Genomic DNA, 24,269 nt, shown 5'->3' with positions numbered 1-24,269 from the left:
CGGAGAACGGACATGGACGAGATCATCCGCATCCTCACGCAGGCGCTCGCCGAGCTCGTGGCACCGACGACGGCGGCGTACGCGCTCGCCGCGATCGGCCTCAACCTGCACTTCGGGTACACGGGCCTGCTCAACATGGGTCAGGCCGGGTTCATGCTCGTGGGCGCCTACGGGTTCGGCATCGCGACGATCGCGGGCGCACCGTTCGCCCTCGCGCTGCTGATCGCCGCAGCCGCGGGCACGCTGTTCGCGCTCGTCCTGGGCATCCCCACGCTCAAGCTGCGCGGCGACTACCTCGCCATCGTGACCATCTCGGCCGCCGAGATCATCCGCTGGCTCGGGCGTTCGACGGTCTTCCAGCAGTGGACCGGCGGCGCGTCGGGTCTGCTCGGCAAGTCGTACAAGGAGACGTTCCAGGCGTTGTCGTTCCTGCCCGGCGGTCGCACCGCCGTCGGGCCGCTGGACTACATCAACAACGGGTCCGACTCGTGGTGGACGCGCCTGTTCGCGTGGGCGCTGGTGCTGCTTGCCGTGCTGTTCGTCTGGCTCGCGACGCGCAGCCCGTGGGGCCGCGTGCTCAAGGGCATCCGCGAGGACGAGGACGCCGTGCGCGCCCTCGGCAAGAACGTCTACGCGATGAAGATGCAGGCGCTCGTGCTCGGCGGGGTCCTCGGCTCGCTCGCCGGGGTGCTGTACGTGCTGCCGTCCGCCATCGCGCCCGACGCCATGGGCCGCACGATGACGTTCTTCACCTGGACGGTGCTGCTGCTGGGCGGTGCCGCAACCCTCTTCGGGCCCGTGCTCGGCTCGATGTTGTTCTTCTTCGTCTACATGCTGCTGCGCACGGGCATGCGTACGGGCCTGGGCTCGTGGGTCGGGGCGACGCAGGTCGAGCAGATCGGCGGGCTGCTCGTGGGGGTCACGCTCATGCTCCTGGTCGTCTTCCGTCCGCAAGGCATCCTCGGGAACAAGAAGGAGCTGGCGTTCCATGGCCGCTGAGTCCCCCACCACCGACGCCGTGGCGGCCGCAGCCGCCGAGCCCGTGCCGGGCGCGCCCAAGCCCGACCCGATCCTCGTCGCCGACGGCGTCCAGCGCCGGTTCGGCGGCATCAAGGCCGTCGACGTCGACCACCTCGAGGTGCAGCGCGGCGCCATCACGGCGCTCATCGGCCCCAACGGGGCCGGCAAGACGACGCTGTTCAACCTGCTCACGGGGTTCGACCGCGCCGAGCACGGCACGTGGTCGTTCGACGGCAGGCCCATCGCCGGCAAGTCCGGGGCCACCGTGGCCCGGGCGGGCATGGTGCGCACGTTCCAGCTCACCAAGGCGCTGTCGCGGCTCACGGTGCTCCAGAACATGCTGCTCGCCTCGCCGCGCCACCCCGGCGAGCGGTTCTGGCTGTCGTGGCTGCCGTTCACATGGCGCGCGCACGAGAAGGCCGCCGAGGCCAAGGCGCTGGAGATTCTCGAGCGCTTCAAGCTCGACACCAAGAAGGACGACTTCGCCGGCTCGCTCTCGGGCGGCCAGCGCAAGCTGCTGGAGATGGCGCGGGCGCTCATGACCGACCCGACCATGATCATGCTCGACGAGCCGATGGCCGGGGTGAACCCCGCGCTGGTCCAGTCGCTGCTGGACCACGTCCGCGCGCTGCGCGAGGAGGGCATGACGGTGCTGTTCGTCGAGCACGACATGCACGCCGTGCGCCACGTCTCCGACTGGGTCGTCGTCATGGCCGAGGGGCGCGTGGTGGCCGAGGGTCCGCCGTCGAGCGTCATGCACGACCCGGCCGTGGTGGACGCCTACCTGGGCGCGCACCACGACACCGACCTGGGGGACGACGCGCTGCTGGACCCGGCGGTCCTCGCCCGGCTGGCGCGCGAGGAGGAGGACCGATGAGCGACAAGAGCACCGCGCTGCTGCGCGCCGACACCCTCGTGGCCGGCTACCTGCCCGGCGTCAACATCCTCAACGGGTGCTCGATCGAGGTCGCCAAGGGCGAGCTCGTGGGCATCATCGGCCCGAACGGCGCCGGCAAGTCCACGTTGCTCAAGGCGCTGTTCGGCCTCGTCCCGGTGCGTTCGGGCCGCGTGACGCTCGACGGCGACGACATCACCGGGCTGCGCGCCGACAAGCTCGTCGCGCGCGGCGTCGGGTTCGTCCCGCAGACCGCCAACGTGTTTCCCTCGCTCTCCGTCGAGGAGAACATGCGCATGGGGGTGTTCCTGCGCCCGCAGCTCTTCGCCGAGCGATGGGCGTTCATCTCCGACCTGTTCCCCACCCTCTACGACCGGCGCACCCAACGCGCCGGGGCGATGTCGGGAGGCGAGCGCCAGATGGTCGCGATGGCCCGCGCGCTCATGATGAACCCGTCGGTACTGCTGCTCGACGAGCCGTCGGCGGGCCTGTCGCCCGTGCGTCAGGACGAGACGTTCCTGCGCACCCGCATGATCAACCGCTCCGGGGTCTCGGTGATCATGGTCGAGCAGAACGCACGCCGCTGCCTGCAGATCTGCGACCGCGCCTACGTGCTCGACCAGGGAAAGGACGCCTACACGGGCACCGGCCGTCAGCTCCAGGCCGACCCGAAGGTCGTCAGCCTCTACCTGGGCACGCTCGCCCAGGAGCCCACGCCCTCCTCCTGACGCCCACCGGACGCCCGCGGGGCCCCCGCCCACCATGGGCGGGGGCCCCGTGCGCAGGCGCACGGGTGATGGCCGCAGGCGCACGTGCGACGGCCCGGGCTCCTCGTGAGGGAGCCCGGGCCGTCGGCGTCGTGGCTACTCCGAGGGCTTGCCCTCGACCGACTTCACGTAGGTGTAGGTGTTGTCGGCGCCGTACTTGTAGATGCCGATGAACGCCGACGACGGGTCGTTGTTGTCGTCGAGCGGGCCGATGCCGGACTTGCCCCGGAACGCGATCTGCTTGCCGCCCTCGAGCGCCTTGACGCCCTCCTCGTACGTCGTGACCTCCACGGCACCGTCCTCGCCGCCTGAGACGGCACGGATGTTCTCGGAGATCGTCTTGCCGTCGGTGGCGCCGCCGCGCACGGCCGCGAGGGCGATCAGCGTCGTGGCGTCGTAGGCCTCGGCCGCGTAGGAGAAGTCGTTGAGCTCACCGTTGCCGTTGGCCGTCGACCACTCCTTGAGGCGAGCCTGGAAGTCGCCGGGCGCCTGGGCCCCGGGGAGCGTGCCCTGGACGCCCTCGAGCGTGCCCGGGTCGAACTTGTCGCCGTAGTTGGTCAGGTTGCCGTCGACGAAGTACGTGGTCCCGTTGAAGTCCCAGCCCTGCCCGACGAGCTCGTTGACGATGGCGATGGTCTCCTCGAAGGCGACGATGGCGATGGCGTCGGGCTTCTGCGCGAGCAGGTCGGTCACCTGGGCGCCGAAGTTGGTCTCGCCCGGCGCGAACTCCTGCCCGGCGCCCGTGCCGCCGTAGACGGTCTCGGCGCCGCCGGCCTCGATGGCCTTCTCGATGTTGTCGCGCAGGCCGTTGCCGTAGGGCTCGTTCTGGACGAGGAACCCGACCTTGGTGTGGCCGTCGTCGAGGATCTGCGCGCCGAGTGCGGCGCCCTGCACCGTGTCGGGCGGCGACGTGCGGGCGAAGTAGGGCCCGTAGCCCGACAGGTCGGTCGCGGTGTTCGCGGGTGAGACCTCCATGACACCGGCCTCGGCGAACTGGTCGACCACGGCGAGCGACACGCCCGACGATGCGGCGCCGAGCACGGCGGAGACACCCTTGCCGATGAGGTCCGTCGCGGTGCCCCGCGCGACCGTCAGGTCGGTGGTGTCGCCCGAGTCGCCGTTCTCGACCGTGACGGGGTTGCCGAGCACGCCGCCGGCCGCGTTGATGTCGTCGACCGCCAGACCGACGCCCGCCGCCATGGGCGGGTTGAGGAACGAGAGCGTGCCGGTGACCGGCAGGATCGTGCCCAGCGCGAGCGGGTCGGCGCTGCCTCCAGAGGCGGCGTCGCTCGACGACCCCTGACTGGAACTGGCACAAGCGGCAAGGGAAAGCCCGAGGGCCGTGGCGATGGCGAGGCCCTTTGCGGCCGAAGGTCGTCCAATCATGTGTGATGCCTCCAGGGATTCACGTGCGGCGAATGCCGCATGTAGTGGCGGCGAAGATAGCCGTTGAGTGTGACGTGATCGTGTCTCGTGCGTCACAACGCGCTCATCGTGACCAGACCGTGACCATCACCGCGCCGGAACTCTCACACGCATGGCGCGAAGGGGTAGCGCCCGCGGGACCCGTCGCGTAGCGTTCTGCTTCGTTGCAGTGCCTCAGTTGTCCCGGACGGTTCCCGTCCTGCGCAGAGGGTCGCGCAGAAGATGTGTGCGGCCCGAAGCGAACCTTGTTCTACCAAGAGTTGACGACGAACACCGTGATGCACGACCTCGGACGTCGAGGTCGTCACTCTTGAAGGAGAGCAAGACATGGCTACCGGAACCGTGAAGTGGTTCAACGCGGAGAAGGGCTACGGGTTCATCGCCCCCGAGGACGGTTCTCAGGACGTCTTCGCGCACTACTCGGCCATCCAGACCAACGGCTACCGCAGCCTCGAGGAGGGTCAGCGCGTCGAGTTCGACACCGCGCAGGGCCCCAAGGGTCTGCAGGCGGAGAACATCCGCCCGCTCTGATCTCGCGGTCGGCGTGACCTCGCGTCACGCCGCACGACGATCTCAGTGCATCGCACGGCAACGGCCGGTCGCCCCTCGGGGCGGCCGGCCGTTGCCGTGTCGGCACCGGCCATCGCTCGTGCCCCGTGGCCGAGGCGGCGTCTGGACCTCGCGGTGCGTTCTCCGCCATAGTGGGCGCCGCCACAATACGAAGGAGGACGGATGCCCGCGCAGTTCAACCCTCCGCCCGGGTGGCAGGTCCCGCCCGGGTTCCGGCCCGAGCCGGGCTGGACGCCCGATCCTTCCTGGCCTCCGGCACCCGCGGGATGGGACTACTGGATCCAGGCCACGCCAACGACACCCACACCGGCGACACCCACACCGGCGACACCGCCTTCGGGCGCCACCACCGTCCTCCAGGCGGTCGACCTCCCCGCGGCGCCCCCTCCACCGGTGTCCGCGCCGCCCGCCCCCGCCTCCCCCGCACGCGCTCCGTCGCTCGTCAGGGCGCGGCCGTGCCTCTGCCCGGCGGGTCGCTGCACGCCAGGACCACCACCGCCCCGGGGACTCGGGGCGTACCGGCCGACGGCGTACCGGCCGACGACGCCCCCACCGCGCCGTCGTCGGGCCGTGCGAGCCGCCGCCCGGCAGCCGCGAGGGGCACCGCACCTGCCGCGCGCCCGCGCGCCGGCCGCATGCTCGTGGCGAGCGTCGCGCTCGCGTTCTTCGGGCTCGGGGTCATCGTGGGCGTCGTCGCCTCGGTGGTGCAGACCTCCGACGCCAACCAGGCCGTGGTCGATGCCCAGCGGGCACAGGCCGCGGTGGCCGAGGACCGCGCCGACCTCGACGCGGAGCGCACCTCCGTGATGGCCGAGAAGGAGTCCCTCACGCAACGCGAGGCCGACGTGACGCGGCGCGAGGACGCCGTCGCGCAGAAGGAGGCCCAGCAGACCTCGCGGCAGCAGCAGCTCGACGAGCAGCAGGCCACCCAGGAGGCGGCTCAGGCGGCAGCACAGGAGGCAGCACAGGAGGCAGCACGGGGGTCCGCAGCATCGGCTCCGGACCCGCAGGAGCCTCTGGACGACGCGGACCGGCAGGTCCTCAAGGCGTGCGAACAGCTCCGCCAGTCCGGCGTACGCACCCCGATCGCCAAGGGCGAACCGTTCTACTCGCGCCTGCTCGACCTGGACCGCAACGGCCTGGCCTGCGAGTAGCCGAGCGCGCGACGGCGTGCCGCACCCCGCACCGACCGAACGCAGCGGCCGACTGCGGCCGACCACGACCCGTGTCGGTCACGACCTGCCCGGCTCGCTCGTCGTGGCGGCGGGTCTCCGGCTCCCTCAGCCGTCGGCCGGGAGCCCGAGCATCCGGATCGCCTCGTTTCGCGCGGCCTCGCCCTGCGGTCCGCTCAGCAGTGACTCCAGGTGCCTGCGAGCCTGCTCGGGGAGGCGGTCGGGCGGGCACAAGGCCATGGCCACCACGACGCCGACGCCCGTCAGGCCCTCGGTCTGCGGAGCGCAGCGCACCACGACGTCGAACTCCTCGACCGTCGTGGAGGTCAGGACGAACGGCTCGCTCTCCGGCCGGCAGCCGACCGCGCCGTCCACCGTGGCCCGCTGCGCCGCGGTGTAGGCGAGGAAGACGTCACCGGGCCGGGGATCGAAGGCGGCCGGCGCCGACCCGCTCCGGACGACGGGATCCGACCCGCTGTGCACGAGCGTCGCCGGGTCGTCGGGCGCGATCACGGCCCGACCCCGCAGCGTCCGGACGCCGTCGGGGATGAGCGGGTGACGCAGCTCGCGTGCGCGGTTCAGGACCACGGTCCGGTACCAGCCGGGGGCCGTGCGGGCGAGGACGTGCACCCACGGGGACCCGTCGTCCGGTCGCACGTCCGCCCAGGCGCCCGGACGCCCGTCGGCCGCGACCTCCATGCGCTGCACGCGGGACACCCACGGCTGCGGCTCGCCGACCTCGCCGAACGACACGTCGAGCGCGGTCCCGTCGGGGCACAGCCGCTCCCCGGTCGCGGCGGAGCGGCCGGCCGGTTCGGACGACGGGGAGACCAGCCGCGGGCCCACCTCGGCGACGCCGATGCCGGTGAGGCCGAGCGCGAGCGCGACACCCACGCCGGTCACGGCTCGCGCGCGGCGCGCCTTGCCGCGCGCCGCGTGCAGGACGTCGTCGAGGTCGAGGGCCGACGCCGGCGCCTGGGCGGTCGCACGACGCAGCCGCGCGGCGAGCTGCTCGTCCTGGTGGGCGGTCATCGGGAGCCTCCGGAGGTGGGTCGTTGCTGAGGTCGGGCGTGCGGCGTGGCCGGGCGCGGGTCGAGGTCGAGGATCGCGCGCAGGTGTGCGAGGCCACGTGAGGCATTGGACTTCACCGTCCCAACAGGCACGCCCAGCTCGACGGCAACCTCGGCCTCGGTCAGGTCGAGCAGGTGTCGCAGCACCACGACGCGCCGCTGCTTGAGCGGCAGCAGGAGCAGCGCCCGCACGACGGCGTCGCGGTCGTCGACCGCGGCGGTCGCGGCACGCGGGGCGTTCCCGGTCGCGCCGGGGCTGCCGTCCGGTCGCTCGGGCAGGTCCTCGGGCCCGGCGAGCACCTCCCGGCGGGTGCGGCGCCATCCGTCGATCCGCAGGTTCGCCAGGATGCGGCGCGCGTAGGCCAGGGGATCGCCGTCCCGCGCCCGTGACCACGCACGGTAGGTGCGCTCGAAGGTCTGCTGCGTGAGCTCGTCGGCGCGGTGGGCGTCGCCGCACAGCAGGTAGGCCATGCGGTGCAGCGGCTCGTGGGCCGACCGCATGAACGCCGTGAACTCGGCGTTCCGGTCGGCGTGGGTGAGCACGACGTCGATCCCGTCGTCGCCGAGCACGACGTCGATCCCGTCGTCGTCGTCGAGCACCGCGTCGGCGGCCGTCGTCGTCATACCCGGAACACGCACCGGCCGCACCGGAGGTTCCATACCGGTGGCGGCCGGCCCGGTGTCAGAACGACGTCACAACACGTGGGCGAGGAAGTCGCGCGTGCGCGGCTGGCGCGGGTCGTCGATGACCTGGGACGCCGGGCCCTCCTCGACGACGAGCCCTTGGTCCATGAAGACGACGTGATCGGCAACCTCGCGCGCGAACCCGATCTCGTGAGTCACGACGATCATCGTCATGCCCGACACCGCGAGGTCCTTCATGACGGCGAGCACCTCGCCCACGAGCTCGGGGTCGAGCGCGGACGTCGGCTCGTCGAACAGCATGAGGTCGGGGTCCATCGCCAGCGCCCGCGCGATTGCGACGCGCTGCTGCTGGCCGCCGGAGAGCTGGGCCGGGTAGTGGTTGGCCCGGTCGGCGAGCCCCACGCGGACGAGCAGCTCCTCGGCCTGGGCGCGCGCGTCCGCCTTGGACAGCCCCCGCACGCGCAGGGGGCCTCCATGACGTTCTCGAGGGCCGTCAGGTGGGGGAACAGGTGGAAGCGCTGGAACACCATGCCGATCCGGCGGCGCTGCCGCGCGATGACCTTGGGGTGCAGGCGGTGCAGCACGCCCTTGTCGTCGAGCCGGTAGCCCATGCGCTCGCCGTCGACGACGACGGAGCCCGCCGTGATGTCCTCCAGCTCGTTGATGCAGCGCAGCAGCGTCGACTTGCCCGATCCGGACGGCCCCAGGATGACGGTCACCGAGCCACGGGCGACGTCGAGGTCGATGCCGCGCAGCACGTGCACGGCGTCGTGGCCGTGGCCGAACTCCTTGTGGACGCCGCGGATCTCGACCATGCGCTCGGCGCTCATGGGGTCACCTCCAGGAAGGGGTCGTCCTTGGTGGTCCCGGCGGCCTGGATGGCCTCCTGCCGGCTGGGGCCCCCGGGTCTCGGAGGGCGACGGCCCTTGGTCTCGCTGCCGAACCCTCGGCCGTAGTACTGCTCGAGGTAGTGCTGGCCGACCATGAGGATCGAGGTGATGACCAGATACCAGATCGACGCGATGACCAGCAGCGGGATCGGCTGGTAGAGCCGGTTCCCGATGGCGTTGGTGGCGTAGAACAGCTCGAGCGTGAAGGGCACGGCGATGACCAGCGACGTCGTCTTGAGCATCGAGATGGTCTCGTTGCCGGTGGGCGGCACGATGACCCGCATGGCCTGGGGCAGCACCACACGCCGCAGGATCGTGGAGTTGCTCATCCCGAGCGCCTTGGCGGCCTCCTCCTGACCGGGGTCGACCGACGTCAGGCCGGCGCGCACGATCTCGGCGAGGTAGGCGGCCTCGTTGAAGGCCAGGCCCAGCAGCGCCGCCCAGAACGCGGTGACGACGTCCTTGGTCGAGAACGAGAAGAACTCGGGGCCGAACGGGACGCCGATGCTCAGGCGCGGGTAGAGCACCGACAGCAGCCCCCAGAAGGTGAGCTGCACCCAGACGGGCGTGCCACGGAAGAACCAGATGTAGGTCCAGCTCACCCCGCGCATCACCGGGTTGTCGGACCGGCGCATGACGGCCAGCAGCACCGCCATGACGATGGCCAGGGCCATCGACCCGACGGTGAGCACGAGCGTCCAGCCGATGCCGCGGATGACGACGATGTCACGCAGATACAGCCAGACGGTGTCCCAGCGGAACGTCGCGTTGGTGACGAGCCCGTGGAGCGCCATCGCGGCGATCACGAGGATCACGAGCGCTCCGACGACGCGCCCCGGCCGCGGAACCGGACGGGCATGGATGCGATGCGGGATCGGGTCGCTCATGCGCCGTTCCTCCGTCTCTAGCGTTGACGCCGGCGATGACGCCGACAGTGGTCAGCATGCCTGATCGGCGCGCCCAGCCGCTGCTGAGCGCGCCGATCGGCGCTGCGTGGTGCCGGGGGTCAGCCGACCTTCGGGTCGATCTCCGCCGTCGTCAGCGCGCTCTCGCCGTTGCCCCACGAGGCGAGGATCTGCTGGAGCGTGCCGTCGTCCATGAGCTTCTGCAGCGCGGCCTGCACGGCCTTGGCCATGGCGTCGTCGCCCCGGGGCACGACGACGGCCTCGGGTGCGGCGTCCCGGATGTCGCCGAGGACCTCGAGCTGGCCCTCGGTCTGCTCGACGGCGTAGGAGGTGACGGGCGAGTCGGCGTACATGGCCTGGACCTTGCCGCCCACCAGGTTGGTGGTGACGTCCGCCTGCTTCTCGTACGGCAGCAGCGTGAGCGGCGCGTCGGACGGGCAGGTGGCCTTGGTCTCCTCGAGCTCGTCCTGCTGCGTGGTGCCGGTCTGCACGCCCACCGTCAGCCCGCACAGGGAGTCGGGGTCGACGCCGTCGGGGTTGCCCTTGGCGACCGCGAACAGCGAGCCCGCCTCGAGGTAGGTGACCATGCTGACCGCCTCCAGGCGGGCGGGGGTCACGGTGAACGACGAGATGCCTGCCTCGTAGCGCGTGCCGACGCCCGGGATGATCGCGTCGAAGGTGCTCGACTGGATGTCGGGCTCCAGACCCATGAGGTGCGCGAGCGCGGTCGCGATCTCGATGTCGAAGCCGACCGGCGTCTTGCCGTCGGTGTCGACGAACTCTGCCGGGGCGTACGTGAGGTCGGAGCCGATCGTGAGCTTCCCGTCGGCGGCGACGGCCTCAGGCACGAGCGCGGCGATCGCGTCGTCCTTGGTGACGGCCGTCGGGTCGGTGCTCGCGCTCGCGCTGCCGCCCTCGGACGCGGACGTGCAGGCGGTCAGGGTGAGGGCCGCGGCGGCAGCCACCGCGACGGGAAGGACGTTCCGAGTGCGCATGATGTGCTCCGGTGAGGTGGTGTGCCTTGGGATGCATGAGTATGCACATGGTCGCAAGATTCGCCAAGCGAGTCGAGCGACCTCGGGCGGCTCAGCCGACGGTCGGGTTGAGCTCCGCCGTGGTCAGCGCGCCCTGCTCGTTGCCCCACGCGGCGGCGATCTTCGCGAGCGTGCCGTCGTCCATGAGGCGCTGGAGCGCGGCCTGCACGGCCTGCGCGAGGGCGAGGTCGTCCTTGGCGACGACGACGCCGTAGGGCGCGGCGTCCCGGATCTCGCCGAGCGTCTCGATGGCCCCGTCCGCCTGCTCGACGGCGTAGGCGACGACGGGCGAGTCGGCGTACATGGCCTGGAGCTTGCCGCCCACGAGGTTGGTGGTCACGTCGGCCTGCTTGGCGTAGGGCAGGATCTCCAGCGGGTTGTCGGCCGGGCAGGTGGCCTTGATCTCCTCCAGCTCGTCCTGCTGGACGGTGCCGGTCTGCACGCCGACGGTCAGGCCGCACAGGGAATCGGGGTCGATGGCGTCGGGGTTGCCCTTGAGGACGGCGAACTGCGACCCGGCGTCGAAGTAGCTGATCATGTTGACGGCCTGGAGGCGTTCGGCGTTGATGGTGAACGCCGAGATGCCGACCTCGTAGCGCGTGCCGATGCCGGGGATGATCGAGTCGAACTGGCTCGACTGGACGTCGGCCTCCAGGCCCATGAGCCGCGCGACCGCGTCGGCGATGTCGACGTCGAGGCCGACGGGAGTCTTGCCGTCGGTGCCGACGAACTCCAGCGGCGCGTACGTCAGTTCTGCGCCGACGGTCAGCTTGCCGTCCTCGGCGACGGCGTCCGGCACCATGGCCGCGATCTCGGCGTCCTTGGTGACGCCTGCGGCGCTCGGGGAACCGGACGACGAGGCGTCCTGCGAGGCGGACGTGCAGGCGCCGAGGGCGAGGGTGGCCACCGCGAGCGCGGCGACGGGCAAGGCGGAACGGGTGCGCATGGTGAGGCTCCGGTCTGACTGAGTTCGCTAGTGTGTGCATAAGTATGCAGATCACCGCGGCCGCAGGCCAGCCATGTCACCGCGCGATCATCACCGCGCAAGGTCCGCGAGCGCGACGTCGTGGGCGGTGATGGCCACCCGCAGCCCACCGCGCTCGACGTCGACGGCGCGCAACGCGACGCCGCCGGGCAGGTCCACCGGGATCGTCAGCGCGCTCAGCTGCGACCCCGGGCCGCGCGGCAGATCCTCGACGCCGACACTGAAACCCCGAGAAGCAGGCCGCTGACCTGCACTCCTATCGTCGAGTCGTCCACGACTCCTGGTTTCACCACGGCACCGATCTCGAGCCCGAGCGCCGACCACGTGATCGCCAGACCGTCCGGCTCACCCGGATCGGGTGCGAGCCGCAGGTCCGAGCCGAGCTGGGAGGCGAGCAGCCGCTCGACCGTGGCGAACGTCACGAGCCCGTCGGCCCGCGCCTCCTCGACCTGCCACGGGGAGCGGGGGCCGACTCCCCTCGCGTCGAGGTGGACGTCGGACACGGCCAGCCCCCGAAGGATCCCGAGTCGAGCACCCCCGTCACACGGGTGAGCCGGCCCGCGGCCAGCTGCGTGAGGAACGGAAACCCGTGGATGTCGACCCGCGCGCCCGAGACGTCGTCGCCGCCCAGCGCGACCGCCGCCGCCGCGCCACGGCCCGTGACCCACGCCGCCGCACGGTCGGCGCCCACCGCCACGGCGGCGAGCAGCGCCAGCGTGACGACGGCCGCGGCCAGCGACCTGCGCCGGTCCCCCCGCCTGCGGCCCGTCAGGTTCCGTCACCCGACCGGATGACCGGGATGCGCCCGCCGATGCCCACCATGTCGAGCACCTCGACGACGGCGTCGGAAGGCTCGCGCAGGCTGACCGGTGTCCCGGTCTCCTGCCCCAGCACGTACACCTGAAGGATGAACGCGACACCCGAGGAGTCGATGAACGAGACATCCCTGGCCTCGATGATCACCGGGACGCCCGAGACATGGGCGGCCAGCACGGCCATCGCCTCGCTCGCGGCCTCGCGCAGCGCAGCATCGACCTCACCCCACAGGGTGACGATCGTGCCCTCTGCCGTCGAGCGACAGGCGATGCCCGAGACCGTACCGGCGCGCTGACCGATCTCCTCAAGATCCACCACTTCGCTCCCTCCGCTGCTTCCGAGGCTGCGGCCGGGCGTCGTCCCCGCCCCTGCCGCGCCTGTTCGAGTGTGTCGGTTTCGACCCTCCGCGTCCAGATCAGCGTTCAGCGCGGCCACAGATCGGCCAGACACGTACGACGCCTTTGCGCAGAACGGCGCCTGTGCGTCATTCGCCGGGATTCGTCACATCCTCCACCCGGGCGCCGAGGGCGGTGATCAGGGCGTCGGCATCGAGCGTCGCCGCGACACCGTGCGCGCCTGCCCCCACCGAGACGTGCCCGGCCCCGGCGACGCGGGAGTCGGCGACGACCGGCCACGGCCGCAACGACCCGAAGGGGGTGATCGTGCCGCGTTCGTAGCCGGTGACCGCACGCGCCACCTCCTTGTCCGGCAGCGAGAGCCGCGAGACGCCCAGCGCGCGCCGCAGCCGCGGCCACGAGAGCTGACGGTCACCGGGAACAAGCACCAGCACGAAGTCGTCCTCGCCGCGGCGCACCACCAGGGTCTTGAGCAGGCGGCCCGGCTCCAGGCCGCGGGCTGCCGCGGCCTCGGCCAGCGACGACACCGGGCCGTGACGCGTGATCGTGAAGGCCACCCCCGAGGCCTCGAGCGCGCTCAGGGCACGGTGCTCCGGGCTCGGCGGCTCGTCCGGGGCGCCCGCGCGCGCCCGGCCCGGCGCAGGTCTGGGCGCGTCCGCGGCGGAACGCCGTGCCGCGGAGTCACGCGCCCCAGCCATGCCGCCGTCAGTCCTCGGGCTCCGTCGCAGACGGGATGCCCGTCGCAGGAGGCGTCGCGGGGGCGCCGGTCGGCTCGGGGGTCGGCAGCGTCGCGACCGGCCGCGACGCGGGCCCCTCGCCGAACGGTTCGGCGGGAGTCGGGCTCGGGCTCGGGCTCGGGCTCGGCGACGGCGACGGCGACGGCGACGGGTCGGCCGCACCCGGGACGCTCACGCCGCGCGACAGCACGGCGAGCACCCGGCTGCCCGCGGGAACCTCGTCGCCCGGACCGTGCCCCGGCGTGCCACCGACGACGAAGTCGAGCAGCGCACCGCGCGGTGAGTCCGCGTCAGCCCAGGTCACGTCGCCGTCGAGGCCCGCGTCCGCGAGCGCCCTCGCGACGCGCGCCACGATGTCGGCGTCCGAACGCCCCGCCAGGTCGAGCGCGGCGAGGGAGGGAAGGACGGCGGGCGCCGCCGTCGTGGGCTCGGGTGACACGGGTTCGTTCGGCGTCGGGGCGTCGGCCGGCGGGGCGTCGGCCGGCGGGGCGTCGGCCGGCGGGGCGGGTGGCGCCGCCGGTGTAGGTGCCGCCGGTCCCGGCGTCGGCTCCGGTGCCGCCGGGGAGGCCGCGGGAGCCGCGGGTGGCGCCGTCGGCTGCTGCGCCGCGCGGTACTTCGCGACGTCGGACGCCGAGAGCGCACGGTTCGGCACCGGCCCGGCGGCGAAGAACTCGAAGTGCCACGGCTCGGGCTTGGACCCGTCGGGGCGTGCCCACGACGGGTTGTCCCACCCGTAGTCGGGTGCGTTGAGCCGGAGCCAGACGTACTCGGCGGAGGTGCCGCCGCTGATCGGCGCACCCAGGTCGACGGCGAGCCCCCACCCGTGCAGCGAGTAGCCGGGCGTGGCCGCGAGGTACGGCTTGGCGACCTTGAGGGCGACCTGCGTCTCGATGGGACGGTAGGAGTCCGAGACCGGGATGGACCTGCCGAACCGCGCCTCGAACGCGGCGTTCAGCGCGGCGAGCTGTGCCGCCGCGTCGCAGCGCAGCCGCTGGCCGGGCGCGAACGGGAGCGGGCACAGCACGTCGGCCGGGATGCGGCCGTTGGCGTACCCGGCGGTGGAGGTGCCGAACCGTGCGACGACGTCGCGCAGCACCTGCGTCAGCGGGGCGACGCCAGGGGCGCCGCCCTCGACGCCGACCGACACGTGCACGGCGGCCTCCGGGTCGAGCAGCGCGGCGAGGCGCATCGCGGCCTCGACGACGTCGTCGAAGGTGATGACGGCCTGCTCGTCGGTGCCCGAGCCCGTGAGGTCGGGCACGATCGGCGCGCCGGCCTCGGGGGCCGGTGCCGGGCCGGCGGGCTCGGACGGTGGTTCGGCGGACGCCGCTGGTGTCTCGCCGGGGCCGGCAGGCGGCTGGACCGGCTCGGCACCCGGTGACGCGGGGTCAGGCGGTGTCGCAGCGTCGGCCGGCGGGCCGGCGGGCTCGGGGGCGACCACGGCGGCCGGCTCCACGAACGCCGAGGCACCGATCCCCGCGGGCGGCACGGACTGGGGCGGCTCCGGTGCGCGGACGGCGCCGGGATGCTGCGCGATGTAGCCGGTGAGCAGCATGCCGAGCTCGGCGGCGGCCTGCTCGATCTCGGGCGTCATGGTGCGCCCGCCGTCCTGAGCGGCGCGCTCCGCGGACTCCAGCAGCGCGAACACCTGGTCGAGGGTCACGGGCGCGGCCGACGTCGAGCCTCCGATCCTGCCCACGGTCACGCCGCGCGCATCGTGCGCGGGGCTGCGGCGGTGCCCGCGGACACGCGTTGCGCGTCCACGGTCGGCAGGCGGCCCGCGCCCGCCGTCGTGAGAACGCCTGCGGCGAGGAGGAGCGCGGCCCCTCCCGCGGCCATCCGCGGCAGTCGGCGCCGACCCGCGCCGGGCGCGCCGAGAGCCCTTCCTTTGAGCGACGTCCGCTTCCTGTGCTGCGGAGTTACCACGACGGAGACCTTCCCAGAGGCTGCCAGTGCCGGTGCATCGTCGCACGGGGAAAGGCCCCCGAGATGACGTGCCTGAAGCCACCCTTGCGCGATCGCACATCTGCCGCCACCCCCGTGCCCGGCAGCCCCTGGGCGCCGCGGCCTGTGGACACCGTCGCAGCCGCCCCACCGGGTGCAAACGCCCTGCTCGACGGGCCCTGCCCGACGTCGTCGCGGCACGGCGGAGGATCCTTCCGGCGGCCGGGGACAGGCATCATCGAGCGCCACGCCGCGCCGGGTCGGCGCCACCGCCGCGCCGATCTCGGCACCGGGGTCACGACGCCGCCGGGCTCCGCCGTCGGGGCCTCCGGGGCCGGGCGGCGTCGCGGCGCGACACCCCGGCGAGCCGCCCGATGACGCGACCGGGGTTCGCGAGGTCGGCGCGCGAACCGTCATGTGCGGAAAACGCCTTCGCGCACCTTGCGCCACTTGCGACAATAGGAGGTCGTGAGCACTCCACCCGTCCCCCCGCACCCCGCCGACGGCGGTTCCGGGGCCCCGCGCACCCCCGGCGCGGAGCGGGGAGACGAGCCGACCACCGGCGACGCACGTCGCGGCCAGGGCCGCCGTCGGCGCCACCAGGGCACCGGCGCGGACACGCCCGCGGCCGGCAGCCCCGGCGCGGCCCGCCCGCGACGGGCGGCGGCCGCAACCGCGGCGAGCGCAGACCCGACCGGCAACGCGGTCCCCGCCGCGTGTCGCGCGCGCACCTCGACAAGCTCGCCGCGGCCCGCGCCGCCGTCGTCGTCCCCCCGATCACCTACCCCGAGCAGCTTCCCGTCAGCGCCCGCCGGGACGACATCGCGCAGGCGATCGCCCGGCATCAGGTCGTCGTCGTCGCGGGCGAGACCGGATCGGGCAAGACGACGCAGCTCCCGAAGATCCTGCTCGACCTGGGGCGCGGGCGGGCCGGGCAGATCGGCCACACGCAGCCGCGGCGCATCGCGGCACGCAGCGTCGCCGAACGCATCGCGGAGGAATTGCAGACCACACTCGGGGAGATCGTCGGATATCAGGTGCGGTTCACCGACCAGTCGAGCGAGGGCACGCTCGTCAAGGTCATGACCGACGGCATCCTGCTGGCGCAGATCCAGCGCGACCCGGACCTGCTGGCCTACGACACCATCGTCATCGACGAGGCGCACGAGCGGTCGCTCAACATCGACTTCCTGCTCGGGTACCTGTCGCGGCTGCTGCCGCGACGGCCCGACCTCAAGGTCGTCATCACCTCCGCGACCATCGACTCGCAGCGGTTCGCGGCGCACTTCTCGCCGTCGCACCTCGCGCAGGTCGGCGGGGCGCCCGACGCCGTCGTCGACGTGCTGCCCAAGGCGGCCCCCGTCGTCGAGGTCTCGGGGCGCACCTACCCCGTCGAGATCCGCTACCGGCCGCTGGCCCCCGACGCCGACCCCGAGTCGGGGCTGCGCAAGGCGAAGGGCGAGGAGAAGGACCTCGTGACGGGCATCGTCGAGGCCTGCGACGAGCTCATGGCGTGCGGACCGGGCGACATCCTCGTGTTCCTCTCGGGCGAGCGGGAGATCCGTGACGCGCTCGACGCGCTCGAGGGCCACCTGGGCCCCCGCGCGGCCGACGCGAGGCACCCGCAGCACGTCGAGATCCTGCCGCTGTACTCGCGGCTGTCGGCCGCCGAACAGCACCGGGTGTTCTCCTCGCACCCGGGGCGCCGCATCGTGCTGTCGACCAACGTCGCCGAGACGTCCCTGACCGTCCCCGGCATCCACTACGTCGTCGACACCGGGCTCGCGCGCATCTCGCGCTACTCCAAGGCCACCAAGGTGCAACGGCTGCCGATCGAGGCCATCTCGCAGGCGTCCGCCAACCAGCGGTCGGGCCGCTCCGGGCGCGTGGCCGACGGCGTCGCGATCCGGCTGTACTCGCAGGAGGACTTCGAGGCGCGCCCCGAGTACACCGAGCCGGAGATCCTGCGCACCTCGCTCGCCTCGGTGCTGCTCCAGATGATCGCGGTGGGCGTGGTCGAGGCGCCGGGCGACGTCGCACGCTTCCCGTTCGTGGAACCGCCGGACACGCGCGCGGTGCGCGACGGCGTGACGCTCCTGCGCGAGCTCGGCGCCCTCGAGCACGCGCCCGCTGCCGACGACGCCGCCGAGCGTCCGGCGGCGCTGCTCACCGACGTCGGGCGTCAGCTCGCGCACCTGCCCATGGACCCCCGGCTGGGGCGCATGATCATCGAGGGCGCACGCCTCGGCGTCGCGCGCGAGGTCGCCGTCGTGGCCGCCGCGCTGTCGGTGCAGGATCCTCGCGAGCGCCCGGCCGAGGTGCGCGAGCGGGCCGACCAGCTGCACGCGCGGTTCGCGGACCCGACGTCCGACTTCCTGGCCTACCTCAACCTGTGGGAGTACCTGCGCGAGCAGCAGCGCGAGCTGTCCGGCTCGGCGTTCCGGCGCCTGTGCAAGGCCGAGCACCTGAACTTCCTGCGCGTGCGCGAATGGCAGGACGTCGTGAGCCAGCTCCGGCAGATGTCCAACGAGCTGGGCATCGACCTGTCCGCGCGCCCCCGCTCCACGCCGTTGTCGGAACCGCCCCGGCCGGCCGGCACGGACGCCCACGACAACGGGCAGCCGCGCACCGGCGAGCTGCGACGCGAGTGGGACGCCGAGACCCTGCACCGCGCGCTGCTGTCCGGGCTCCTGTCCCAGATCGGCATGCAGGACACGGGCGAGGTCAAGGCCTCCTCGGTCGCCCATCTCAAGGGCGAGGCGCGCGCCCGCGCCCTGCGTCAGCAGGCCAAGCGCGCCCGCAACGAGTACCTGGGGGCGCGTGGCGCCCGGTTCGCGATCTTCCCGGGCTCGCCGTTGTCCAAGAAGCCCCCGCGTGGCTCATGGCCGGCGAGCTCGTCGAGACGAGCCGCCTGTGGGCGCGCGACGTCGCACGCATCCAGCCCGAGTGGGTCGAGGCGCTCGCCGGCGACCTCGCGCGCCGCACCTACTCCGACCCGCACTGGTCGACCAAGCAGGGCGCCGCGATGGCCACCGAGAAGGTGCTGCTGTACGGCGTGCCCATCGTGACCGACCGCCCGGTGCTGTTCGCGAAGGTGGACCCGGAGGCGGCGCGCGAGATGTTCCTGCGCCACGCGCTCGTCCAGGGCGAGTGGACCACCCACCACCGGTTCTTCGCCGAGAACCGCCGCCTGCTGGAGGAGGCCGAACAGGTCGAGGCGCGTTCGCGGCAGCGCGGCCTGGTCGCCTCCGAGGACGACCTGTTCGCGTTCTACGACGAGCGCGTGCCCGCGTCCGTCGTCAGCGCCCGGCACTTCGACCGGTGGTGGTCGCGCGCCCGCCGCGAGACCCCGACCTGCTGACGTTCCGCCTCGAGGACCTCGTCGACGTCGAGGCCGTCGACCCGTCGCTGTTCCCCGAGCGGTGGACGCAGGGCGAGCTCACCCTGCCCCTCACCTACCAGTTCAGCCCGGGTCAGGACGCCGACGGCGTCACCGTGCACGTGCCCGTCTCGGTGCTCCCCCGCCTGTCGCCCGCTGGCTTCGACTGGATGGTCCCCGGTCTGCTGGACGAGCTGTGCGTCGCCACGATCCGCTCCCTGCCCAAGCCGGTGCGCGTGCAGCTCGTGCCCGCGCCCGACGTCGGCGCGTCCGTGGCGTCCTGGCTGCGCGACCACACGCCCGCCTGGGAGGACATGGCACGCGCGGGTGACATGGCCGAGCCGTTCCACGTCTCGTTCACGCGCGCGGTCCGGGCGCTGCGGGGCGTCGTCGTGCCCGACGACGCCTGGGACGACGAGCGCGTCGAGCGGTTGCCCGCCCACCTGCGGGTCACGTTCCGCGTCCTCGACGGCGCGGCGCCCGCGGGCGCGAAGGCCGCGGGCGCGAAGGGGGGCCGGGGCGGCGGCCCGGCGTCGTGCTCGACGAGTCGAAGGACCTGCTCGCCCTGCAACGCCGGCTCGCCCCGCAGGCCGAGGCGGCGGTGCGGGCGGCGGTCAAGGGTGCGGTCGGCCTCGCGCTGGAGGAGGCACGGGCGCGGTCCGCGGCCGGTGCGCAGGAGACCGCGGGCGCGACCCCGTCGGCCGGGCCGGTCCCCGCGGCGGGGCGCCGTGGCCGCGAGGGGGCGGCGCCGGGCGGCGCGCCCGCGATCGCCGAGCGCACGAACCTGACCACCTGGCCCGACGGGCTGCCCGACGGGCGCCTCCCGGACGCCGTCTCGACGGACCTCGGCGGCGGGGTTGTCGTGCGCGGCTACCCGGCACTGGTCGAGGAACCGGGGCCGAGGCACGAGGCCACGGTCGCCCTGCGCGTCCTCGCCGACGCCGCCGCGCAGCCGGCCACGCACGCGCGCGGGGTGCGCCGGCTCCTGCTCGCCGAGACGCGGCTCGTCGCTGGACGCGTGACGTCGCGCTGGACGGGCACGCAGGCGCTGACGCTCGCGGCGAGCCCGTACCGCTCCACGGACGTGCTCGCCGAGGATCTCCAGCTCGCCGCCGTGACCGCCCTGACCAGCGGCGACACCGACCTCCCGCCCGGCACCCCGCCGGGCACCGACGCCGTACAGATTCGTGATGCTGAGTCGTACAACGAGGCGAAGTCCCACGTCAGGAGGCATCTGGAGGACGAGACCTACCGCGTCGCGGGTCACGTCGTCGCCGCGCTGACCGCCTGGCGCACGCTGGAGAGCGAGGTGCGCGCGACGTCGTCGCTCGCGCTGCTCAACACGTTGCAGGACGTGCGCGAGCACGCCGCCACCCTGGTGCACGACGGGTTCGTGTCCGCCACGCCGCCCCGGCGCCTGCCGCACCTGGTGCGCTACCTGCGCGCCGCGTCGTACCGGCTGGAGAAGGCCCAGGCCGCCCCGCACCGCGACGCCGAGCTGGCCTGGCGCGTCCACGACGTCGAGGAGGCGTACGCCAAGGCGCGCACGGCCTACGCCTCCGGCCCGGCAGACCCGGCCCGCGCGGCCGAGCTCGCCGAGGTGCGCTGGCAGATCGAGGAGCTGCGCGTCAGCCTGTTCGCCCAGCAGCTCGGCACCGACGGCACGGTCAGCGAGAAGCGCATCCGCAAGGTGCTCGCACCGACAGGGTGGTGAGCGGAGCACGCGAGCGACCTACGGTTGACCGCATGGACGCATCGGAGCGCACCGCGCGGGTCACCTGGGAAGAGGGCCGCGCCGCGAACCTCGCCAACTGGGAGGAGCGCGTCCCCATCCACGAGCAGGGCTACGGCGTCGCCGGCGGTGAGCCCGCGCGCACCCTGACGCGCGTGGTCCGCGACGACCTGGCGGCGATGGCGCCCTTCCTGCCGGGAGGGTCCGTGGACGGCCTCGACCTGTGCCACCTCCAGTGCCACATCGGCACCGACACCGTCTCGTTCGCGCTCGCCGGAGCGCGGGTCACCGGCGTCGACTTCTCCCCGTCGGCCCTCGCGTCGGCGGCACGCCTCGCCGAGCGCAGCGGCGTCGCGGCGACGTGGGTCGAGACCGACGTGCTCGACGCCGCCGCCGCGGTCGAGGCCGCCCGCGGCGAGGTCTCGCCACCCGGCTTCGACGTCGTCTACACGTCGATCGGCGCGATCTGCTGGCTCGGCGACCTCGACCGCTGGGCGGCCCAGGTCGCCCGGCTCCTGCGGCCCGGCGGGCTGTTCTTCATCCGCGACGGGCATCCCGCGATGTACGCGCTCGACGAGAACGCCCCCGACCTGCGGACCGTGTTCCGCTACTTCGGCGACGGCTCCGCGCAGGTGTGGGACGACGCCGGCACGTACGCAGGCGAGGGGACGATCACCTCGACACGCACCTACGAGTGGCCGCACCCCCTGTCGGAGGTGGTCAACGCCGTCGTCGGGGCCGGCCTGCGCGTCGAACGCCTCGACGAGGGCACCGTGCTGCCGTGGCGGTTCAGCCCGCGCATGGAGGCCGTCGACGGCGGCTTCGCGTGGCCCGGCGCGGACCGCGCCCGCATGCCGGTGACCTTCTCGCTGACCGCTCGCCGGCCCCGGGGAGGCGAGCACCGGTGAGGATCACCACGGAGCGGGGCGACATCACGCGCGTCGGGGCCGACGCCGTCGTCAACGCCGCGAACACGACGCTGCTCGGCGGCGGTGGCGTCGACGGCGCGATCCACGCCGCGGCCGGTCCGGGCCTGCTCGCGGCGTGCCGCGAGCTGCGACGCTCCACGCTGCCCGGCGGGCTCCCCGTGGGCGAGGCCGTCGCGACGCCCGGCTTCGACCTGCCCGCGCGCTGGGTCATCCACACCGTCGGCCCCAACCGGCACGCGGGCGAGACCGACCCGTCGCTGCTGGCCTCGTGCTTCACCCGGTCGCTCGACGTCGCCGCGGCCCTGGGCGCGCGCAGCGTCGCGTTCCCGGCGGTCGGCGCGGGCGTCTACGGCTGGTCCCCCGACGACGCCGCGGCCGCCGCGGTAGGGGCGGTGCGGTCGTGGTCGGCGGCGCACCCCGAGCCCGTCGACGCGGTCCGGTTCGTCCTGTTCAGCGACCGTCTGCTCGACGCGTTCACGGCCGCGCTGACCACCGGCTGACGCCGCCGCGATCGCCGCGGGCGCCCACGCCAGCGGCACGCACACCAGCGGCACGCACACCAGCGGAACGCACGCCGGCGGCACGCCGGCCCGCCTCGCGCCCGCCGGGCCGTCCCCGTCACGCGACCGCGCGCCTCAGGCCAGCCAGGTGTACTCCAGCTCGGGCCGCCCCTGGCCGCCGTGCCGTGGCGTGCGCGACGCCTCGCCACGGTCGACGAGGTGCTCGAGGTACCGGCGCGCCGTCACCCGCGACACGCCGAGCTCATGCCCCAGCTCGCTCGCCGAGCACGCTGCGCTCGCCGAGCGCAGCGTGGCCGCGACGACGTCGAGCGTCTCGGGCAGCAACCCCTTGGGCAGCTCGGGGCGCGCACCCCCGTGCAGCATCGCGAGCGCCTCGTCGATCTCCTGCTGGCGGCCCGCCCCGCCGCGCGCGAGGGCCCGGTGGTACTGCCGGTAGGCGCGCAGGCGCGCCGCGAACGCGGCGAACGTGAACGGCTTGACCAGGTAGCCGACGACGCCGGACTGCGCGGCCGCGCGCAGCGACGGCAGCTCGTTGTCGGCCGTGATGACGAGGATGTCGACGTCGGCGCGTGCCGCGCGCAGGGTCCGCGCGACGTCGAGACCGCTCATGTCCGGCAGCCCGAGGTCGAGCAGCACCAGGTGCGCGGCGCAGCCGGCGTCGGCGGCGCGGGCGAGCGCGGCGAGGGCCGCGGCACCCGTGCGGGCGGTCCCGACGACCCTGTACCCGGGCATGCGCGCGACGTACGCGGCGTGCGCCTGGGCGGTCAGCTCCTCGTCCTCGACGACGAGCACGCGCAGGTCGCCGGCGCGCGCTTCCGAGGCTGCCCGGGTCATGCGACCCCCTCGGTGGGCGCCGGGAGCTCGACGACGAACACCGCGCCGTCGTCGTCGTACGCGTCGAGCGTGCCGCCCAGGCGTTGCACGGTGTGCCGCACGATCGCGAGCCCCAGCCCGCGTCCCTCCGGCCCGCCCGGCTTGCCGGTGCGGCCCAGCGCGAACAGCTCGTCGGGCCGCCGTTCGCCGTCGGCCCCGCGCAGGCCTGGTCCGCTGTCGGCGACACGCACGCGCAGCGCCCCGGGGATGCGCGACAGCTCGACCTCGACGACGTGCTCGTCGGTGCCCTCGGCGGCGTCGACGGCGTTGTCCACCAGGTTGCCGACGATCGTCACCAGGTCGGCCGCGGGCAGCCGCAGGCCCGCGGCCTGCCCGACGGCGACGACGTCGAGCCGCACGCCGCGCTCGCGCGCCTCGGCGCTCTTGCCGACGAGCAGCGCCGACAGGTACGGCTCGTCGAGCACGGTGACGGCGTCGTCGACGATCCGCTGGGACCGCGCGAGGTCGGACGCCGCGAAGGTGCGTGCCTCGTCCTCGCGCCCCAGCTCGAGCAGCGACACGACGGTGTGCAGCCGGTTGGCGTGCTCGTGCGTCTGCGCGCGCAGCGCGGTCGCCATGGTGCGCGTGCTGCGGAGCTGGCCCGAGAGGTTCGCCAGCTCGGTGTGGTCGCGCAGCACCAGCACCGTGCCGCTCGACGCCGGCCGCTGCGCGACGACGAGCGTGCGGGTCCGCGTGACGTGATGCTCGGCGTCGACCGCGCGGCCGCTGCGCACGAGCGCCTCGATCGAGTCGGGCAGGCCGAGGTCGGTGACGGGCAGCGGCAGGCGGGCCTGCACGGACGACCGCAGGTCGAGCAGGTCGGCGGCGCGGTCGTTGACGAGCTGGGCGTCGCCGCGCGCGTCGACCAGCAGCAGCCCTTCGTCGGCGGCGTGCAGTGCGGCGTCGTACAGGTCGTGCACCTGCCGCAGCTCGACGGGGCCCAGGCCGAGCGTGACGCGGCGCAGATAGCGCGCGACCAGCCCCGCCGCCCCCGCCCCGAGCGCGAGCACCGCCGCGCCGAGCGTGACGACGAAGGGCAGGTCGCGAGCCGCCACGACCGTGACGTGCTCGACGGTGATGCCGGCGGCGACGAGCCCGGTGATCGTGCCGTCGTCGGGCGAGCGGATGGGCGCGATGGTCCGCACCGAGGGGCCGAGCGTGCCCGTGAACGTCTCGGTGTAGGTCTCGCCGCGCAGCGCCGGACCCCGGGTGCCGAGGTACTGCCTGCCCACCTGGGCGGGGTTGGGGTGCGTCCACCGGGTGCCGTCGGGCGCCATGATCGTGATGAAGTCGGCGTCGGTGTCGGCCAGGAGCTGCGTGCTCAGGTCACGCAGGTCGCCGGCGGGGTCGGGTCCGACGGCGGCCTCCCGCACCGCCGGGGAGTCGGCGACGGCGACGGCGAGCGCGCGGCTCGCTGCGGATGCGGCCTGCTGGGCGGCCCGCCGGGCCTGCACGGTGAGCAGCGCGGAGCTGCCGGCAGCGACGAGCGCGGCGATCGTGAGCATGAGGGCGAGCACGCGCATGGCGATGCTGCTGCGCGCCCAGCCCCCCAACCGTGCCACGGCGGTACCCCTTCGTCCCGTCGACGGCATCCGCGCCGCCTG

General features: G+C 73.7%; 21 protein-coding genes and 2 pseudogenes. 8 read left to right on the top strand and 15 right to left on the bottom strand.

Features of this window, described 5'->3' with window-relative positions; translation table 11 throughout:
• Positions 1 to 12: 12 nt before the first annotated feature.
• Genes ET495_RS13455 through ET495_RS13445 form a run of 3 tightly spaced genes read left to right on the top strand, consistent with a single transcriptional unit; the run spans position 13 to position 2,643 of the window.
• The gene (locus ET495_RS13455) at positions 13 to 999 is read left to right on the top strand and encodes a branched-chain amino acid ABC transporter permease (RefSeq protein WP_129205219.1); all 987 of its coding nucleotides are present in this window, start codon (positions 13 to 15) and stop codon (positions 997 to 999) included.
• On the top strand, positions 989 to 1,897 hold the full coding sequence (locus ET495_RS13450; RefSeq protein ID WP_129205218.1) for an ABC transporter ATP-binding protein: 909 nt from the start codon (positions 989 to 991) through the stop codon (positions 1,895 to 1,897). The genes ET495_RS13455 and ET495_RS13450 overlap by 11 nt, the downstream gene beginning before the upstream one ends.
• A complete protein-coding gene (locus ET495_RS13445) occupies positions 1,894 to 2,643 on the top strand; it encodes an ABC transporter ATP-binding protein (RefSeq protein ID WP_129205217.1) in 750 nt (249 codons plus the stop codon). Before ET495_RS13450 ends, ET495_RS13445 begins: the two co-directional genes overlap by 4 nt.
• A gap of 135 nt (positions 2,644 to 2,778) precedes the next feature.
• On the opposite strand, the gene ET495_RS13440 is transcribed toward ET495_RS13445, so the two are convergent.
• Positions 2,779 to 4,068 (bottom strand): ABC transporter substrate-binding protein, encoded by a 1,290-nt coding sequence (locus ET495_RS13440; RefSeq protein ID WP_129205216.1) that lies wholly within the window; start codon positions 4,066 to 4,068, stop codon positions 2,779 to 2,781.
• Positions 4,069 to 4,434: 366 nt separating this feature from the next.
• Between ET495_RS13440 and ET495_RS13435 the strand changes: the two genes are divergently transcribed.
• Together ET495_RS13435 and ET495_RS13430 are read left to right on the top strand one after the other, a co-directional pair.
• The gene (locus ET495_RS13435) at positions 4,435 to 4,638 is read left to right on the top strand and encodes a cold-shock protein (RefSeq protein ID WP_129205215.1); all 204 of its coding nucleotides are present in this window, start codon (positions 4,435 to 4,437) and stop codon (positions 4,636 to 4,638) included.
• A 494-nt stretch (positions 4,639 to 5,132) separates the two neighbouring features.
• Positions 5,133 to 5,831, top strand: coding sequence for an excalibur calcium-binding domain-containing protein (locus ET495_RS13430; RefSeq protein ID WP_129205214.1), 699 nt, complete (start codon positions 5,133 to 5,135; stop codon positions 5,829 to 5,831).
• 126 nt (positions 5,832 to 5,957) lie between these two features.
• On the opposite strand, the gene ET495_RS13425 is transcribed toward ET495_RS13430, so the two are convergent.
• From ET495_RS13425 to ET495_RS17780, 12 genes and pseudogenes are all read right to left on the bottom strand, one after another.
• On the bottom strand, positions 5,958 to 6,881 hold the full coding sequence (locus ET495_RS13425; protein ID WP_129205213.1) for a hypothetical protein: 924 nt from the start codon (positions 6,879 to 6,881) through the stop codon (positions 5,958 to 5,960).
• A complete protein-coding gene (locus tag ET495_RS13420; RefSeq protein ID WP_245993077.1) occupies positions 6,878 to 7,558 on the bottom strand; it encodes a SigE family RNA polymerase sigma factor in 681 nt (226 codons plus the stop codon). The genes ET495_RS13425 and ET495_RS13420 overlap by 4 nt, the downstream gene beginning before the upstream one ends.
• A gap of 54 nt (positions 7,559 to 7,612) precedes the next feature.
• A pseudogene (locus ET495_RS13415) lies at positions 7,613 to 8,394 on the bottom strand (amino acid ABC transporter ATP-binding protein).
• Complete coding sequence (locus ET495_RS13410) at positions 8,391 to 9,341, bottom strand: amino acid ABC transporter permease (protein ID WP_129205212.1); 951 nt, start codon at positions 9,339 to 9,341, stop codon at positions 8,391 to 8,393. Before ET495_RS13410 ends, ET495_RS13415 begins: the two are co-directional and overlap by 4 nt.
• Positions 9,342 to 9,460: 119 nt before the next feature.
• Positions 9,461 to 10,354, bottom strand: a complete 894-nt coding sequence (locus tag ET495_RS13405; RefSeq protein WP_129205211.1) for an ABC transporter substrate-binding protein — start codon at positions 10,352 to 10,354, stop codon at positions 9,461 to 9,463.
• A 91-nt stretch (positions 10,355 to 10,445) separates the two neighbouring features.
• Positions 10,446 to 11,339 (bottom strand): ABC transporter substrate-binding protein, encoded by an 894-nt coding sequence (locus ET495_RS13400; RefSeq protein ID WP_129205210.1) that lies wholly within the window; start codon positions 11,337 to 11,339, stop codon positions 10,446 to 10,448.
• A 215-nt stretch (positions 11,340 to 11,554) separates the two neighbouring features.
• Complete coding sequence (locus ET495_RS13395; protein ID WP_129205209.1) at positions 11,555 to 11,881, bottom strand: hypothetical protein; 327 nt, start codon at positions 11,879 to 11,881, stop codon at positions 11,555 to 11,557.
• On the bottom strand, positions 11,797 to 12,069 hold the full coding sequence (locus ET495_RS19765; RefSeq protein WP_425471237.1) for an LmeA family phospholipid-binding protein: 273 nt from the start codon (positions 12,067 to 12,069) through the stop codon (positions 11,797 to 11,799). Before ET495_RS19765 ends, ET495_RS13395 begins: the two co-directional genes overlap by 85 nt.
• Before the next feature lie 77 nt (positions 12,070 to 12,146).
• A complete protein-coding gene (locus tag ET495_RS13385; protein WP_129205208.1) occupies positions 12,147 to 12,509 on the bottom strand; it encodes an STAS domain-containing protein in 363 nt (120 codons plus the stop codon).
• A gap of 169 nt (positions 12,510 to 12,678) precedes the next feature.
• Entirely contained in the window at positions 12,679 to 13,248 is a 570-nt protein-coding gene (locus ET495_RS13380) for an aminoacyl-tRNA deacylase (protein ID WP_129205207.1), read from the bottom strand.
• A 7-nt stretch (positions 13,249 to 13,255) separates the two neighbouring features.
• Positions 13,256 to 14,992 (bottom strand): M15 family metallopeptidase, encoded by a 1,737-nt coding sequence (locus ET495_RS19225; RefSeq protein ID WP_129205206.1) that lies wholly within the window; start codon positions 14,990 to 14,992, stop codon positions 13,256 to 13,258.
• A complete protein-coding gene (locus ET495_RS17780) occupies positions 14,989 to 15,126 on the bottom strand; it encodes a hypothetical protein (protein WP_162616485.1) in 138 nt (45 codons plus the stop codon). The genes ET495_RS19225 and ET495_RS17780 overlap by 4 nt, the downstream gene beginning before the upstream one ends.
• Before the next feature lie 821 nt (positions 15,127 to 15,947).
• On the opposite strand from ET495_RS17780, the pseudogene hrpA reads away from it, so the two are divergent.
• The 3 genes and pseudogenes from hrpA to ET495_RS13360 all read left to right on the top strand — a co-directional run bounded on the left by hrpA (position 15,948) and on the right by ET495_RS13360 (position 21,771).
• Positions 15,948 to 20,324, top strand: a pseudogene (gene hrpA / locus ET495_RS13370) (ATP-dependent RNA helicase HrpA).
• Positions 20,325 to 20,356: 32 nt separating this feature from the next.
• On the top strand, positions 20,357 to 21,250 hold the full coding sequence (locus ET495_RS13365; protein ID WP_129205205.1) for a class I SAM-dependent methyltransferase: 894 nt from the start codon (positions 20,357 to 20,359) through the stop codon (positions 21,248 to 21,250).
• Positions 21,247 to 21,771: an O-acetyl-ADP-ribose deacetylase gene (locus ET495_RS13360; protein WP_129205204.1), complete on the top strand. Its 525-nt coding sequence runs from the start codon at positions 21,247 to 21,249 to the stop codon at positions 21,769 to 21,771. Before ET495_RS13365 ends, ET495_RS13360 begins: the two co-directional genes overlap by 4 nt.
• A 135-nt stretch (positions 21,772 to 21,906) precedes the next feature.
• Here the strand turns inward: ET495_RS13360 and ET495_RS13355 are convergent, their stop codons facing one another.
• Together ET495_RS13355 and ET495_RS13350 are read right to left on the bottom strand one after the other, a co-directional pair.
• Positions 21,907 to 22,626 carry a response regulator gene (locus ET495_RS13355; RefSeq protein WP_129205203.1) on the bottom strand — a complete coding sequence of 240 codons (720 nt, stop codon included), beginning with the start codon at positions 22,624 to 22,626 and terminating at the stop codon, positions 21,907 to 21,909.
• Positions 22,623 to 24,227 (bottom strand): sensor histidine kinase, encoded by a 1,605-nt coding sequence (locus ET495_RS13350; protein ID WP_162616484.1) that lies wholly within the window; start codon positions 24,225 to 24,227, stop codon positions 22,623 to 22,625. The genes ET495_RS13355 and ET495_RS13350 overlap by 4 nt, the downstream gene beginning before the upstream one ends.
• Between the last annotated feature and the right edge of the window lie 42 nt (positions 24,228 to 24,269).

It is taken from the genome of Xylanimonas allomyrinae, from assembly GCF_004135345.1.
GTDB lineage: Bacteria > Actinomycetota > Actinomycetes > Actinomycetales > Cellulomonadaceae > Xylanimonas > Xylanimonas allomyrinae.
This window is presented reverse-complemented; position numbering and strand designations above follow the sequence as displayed.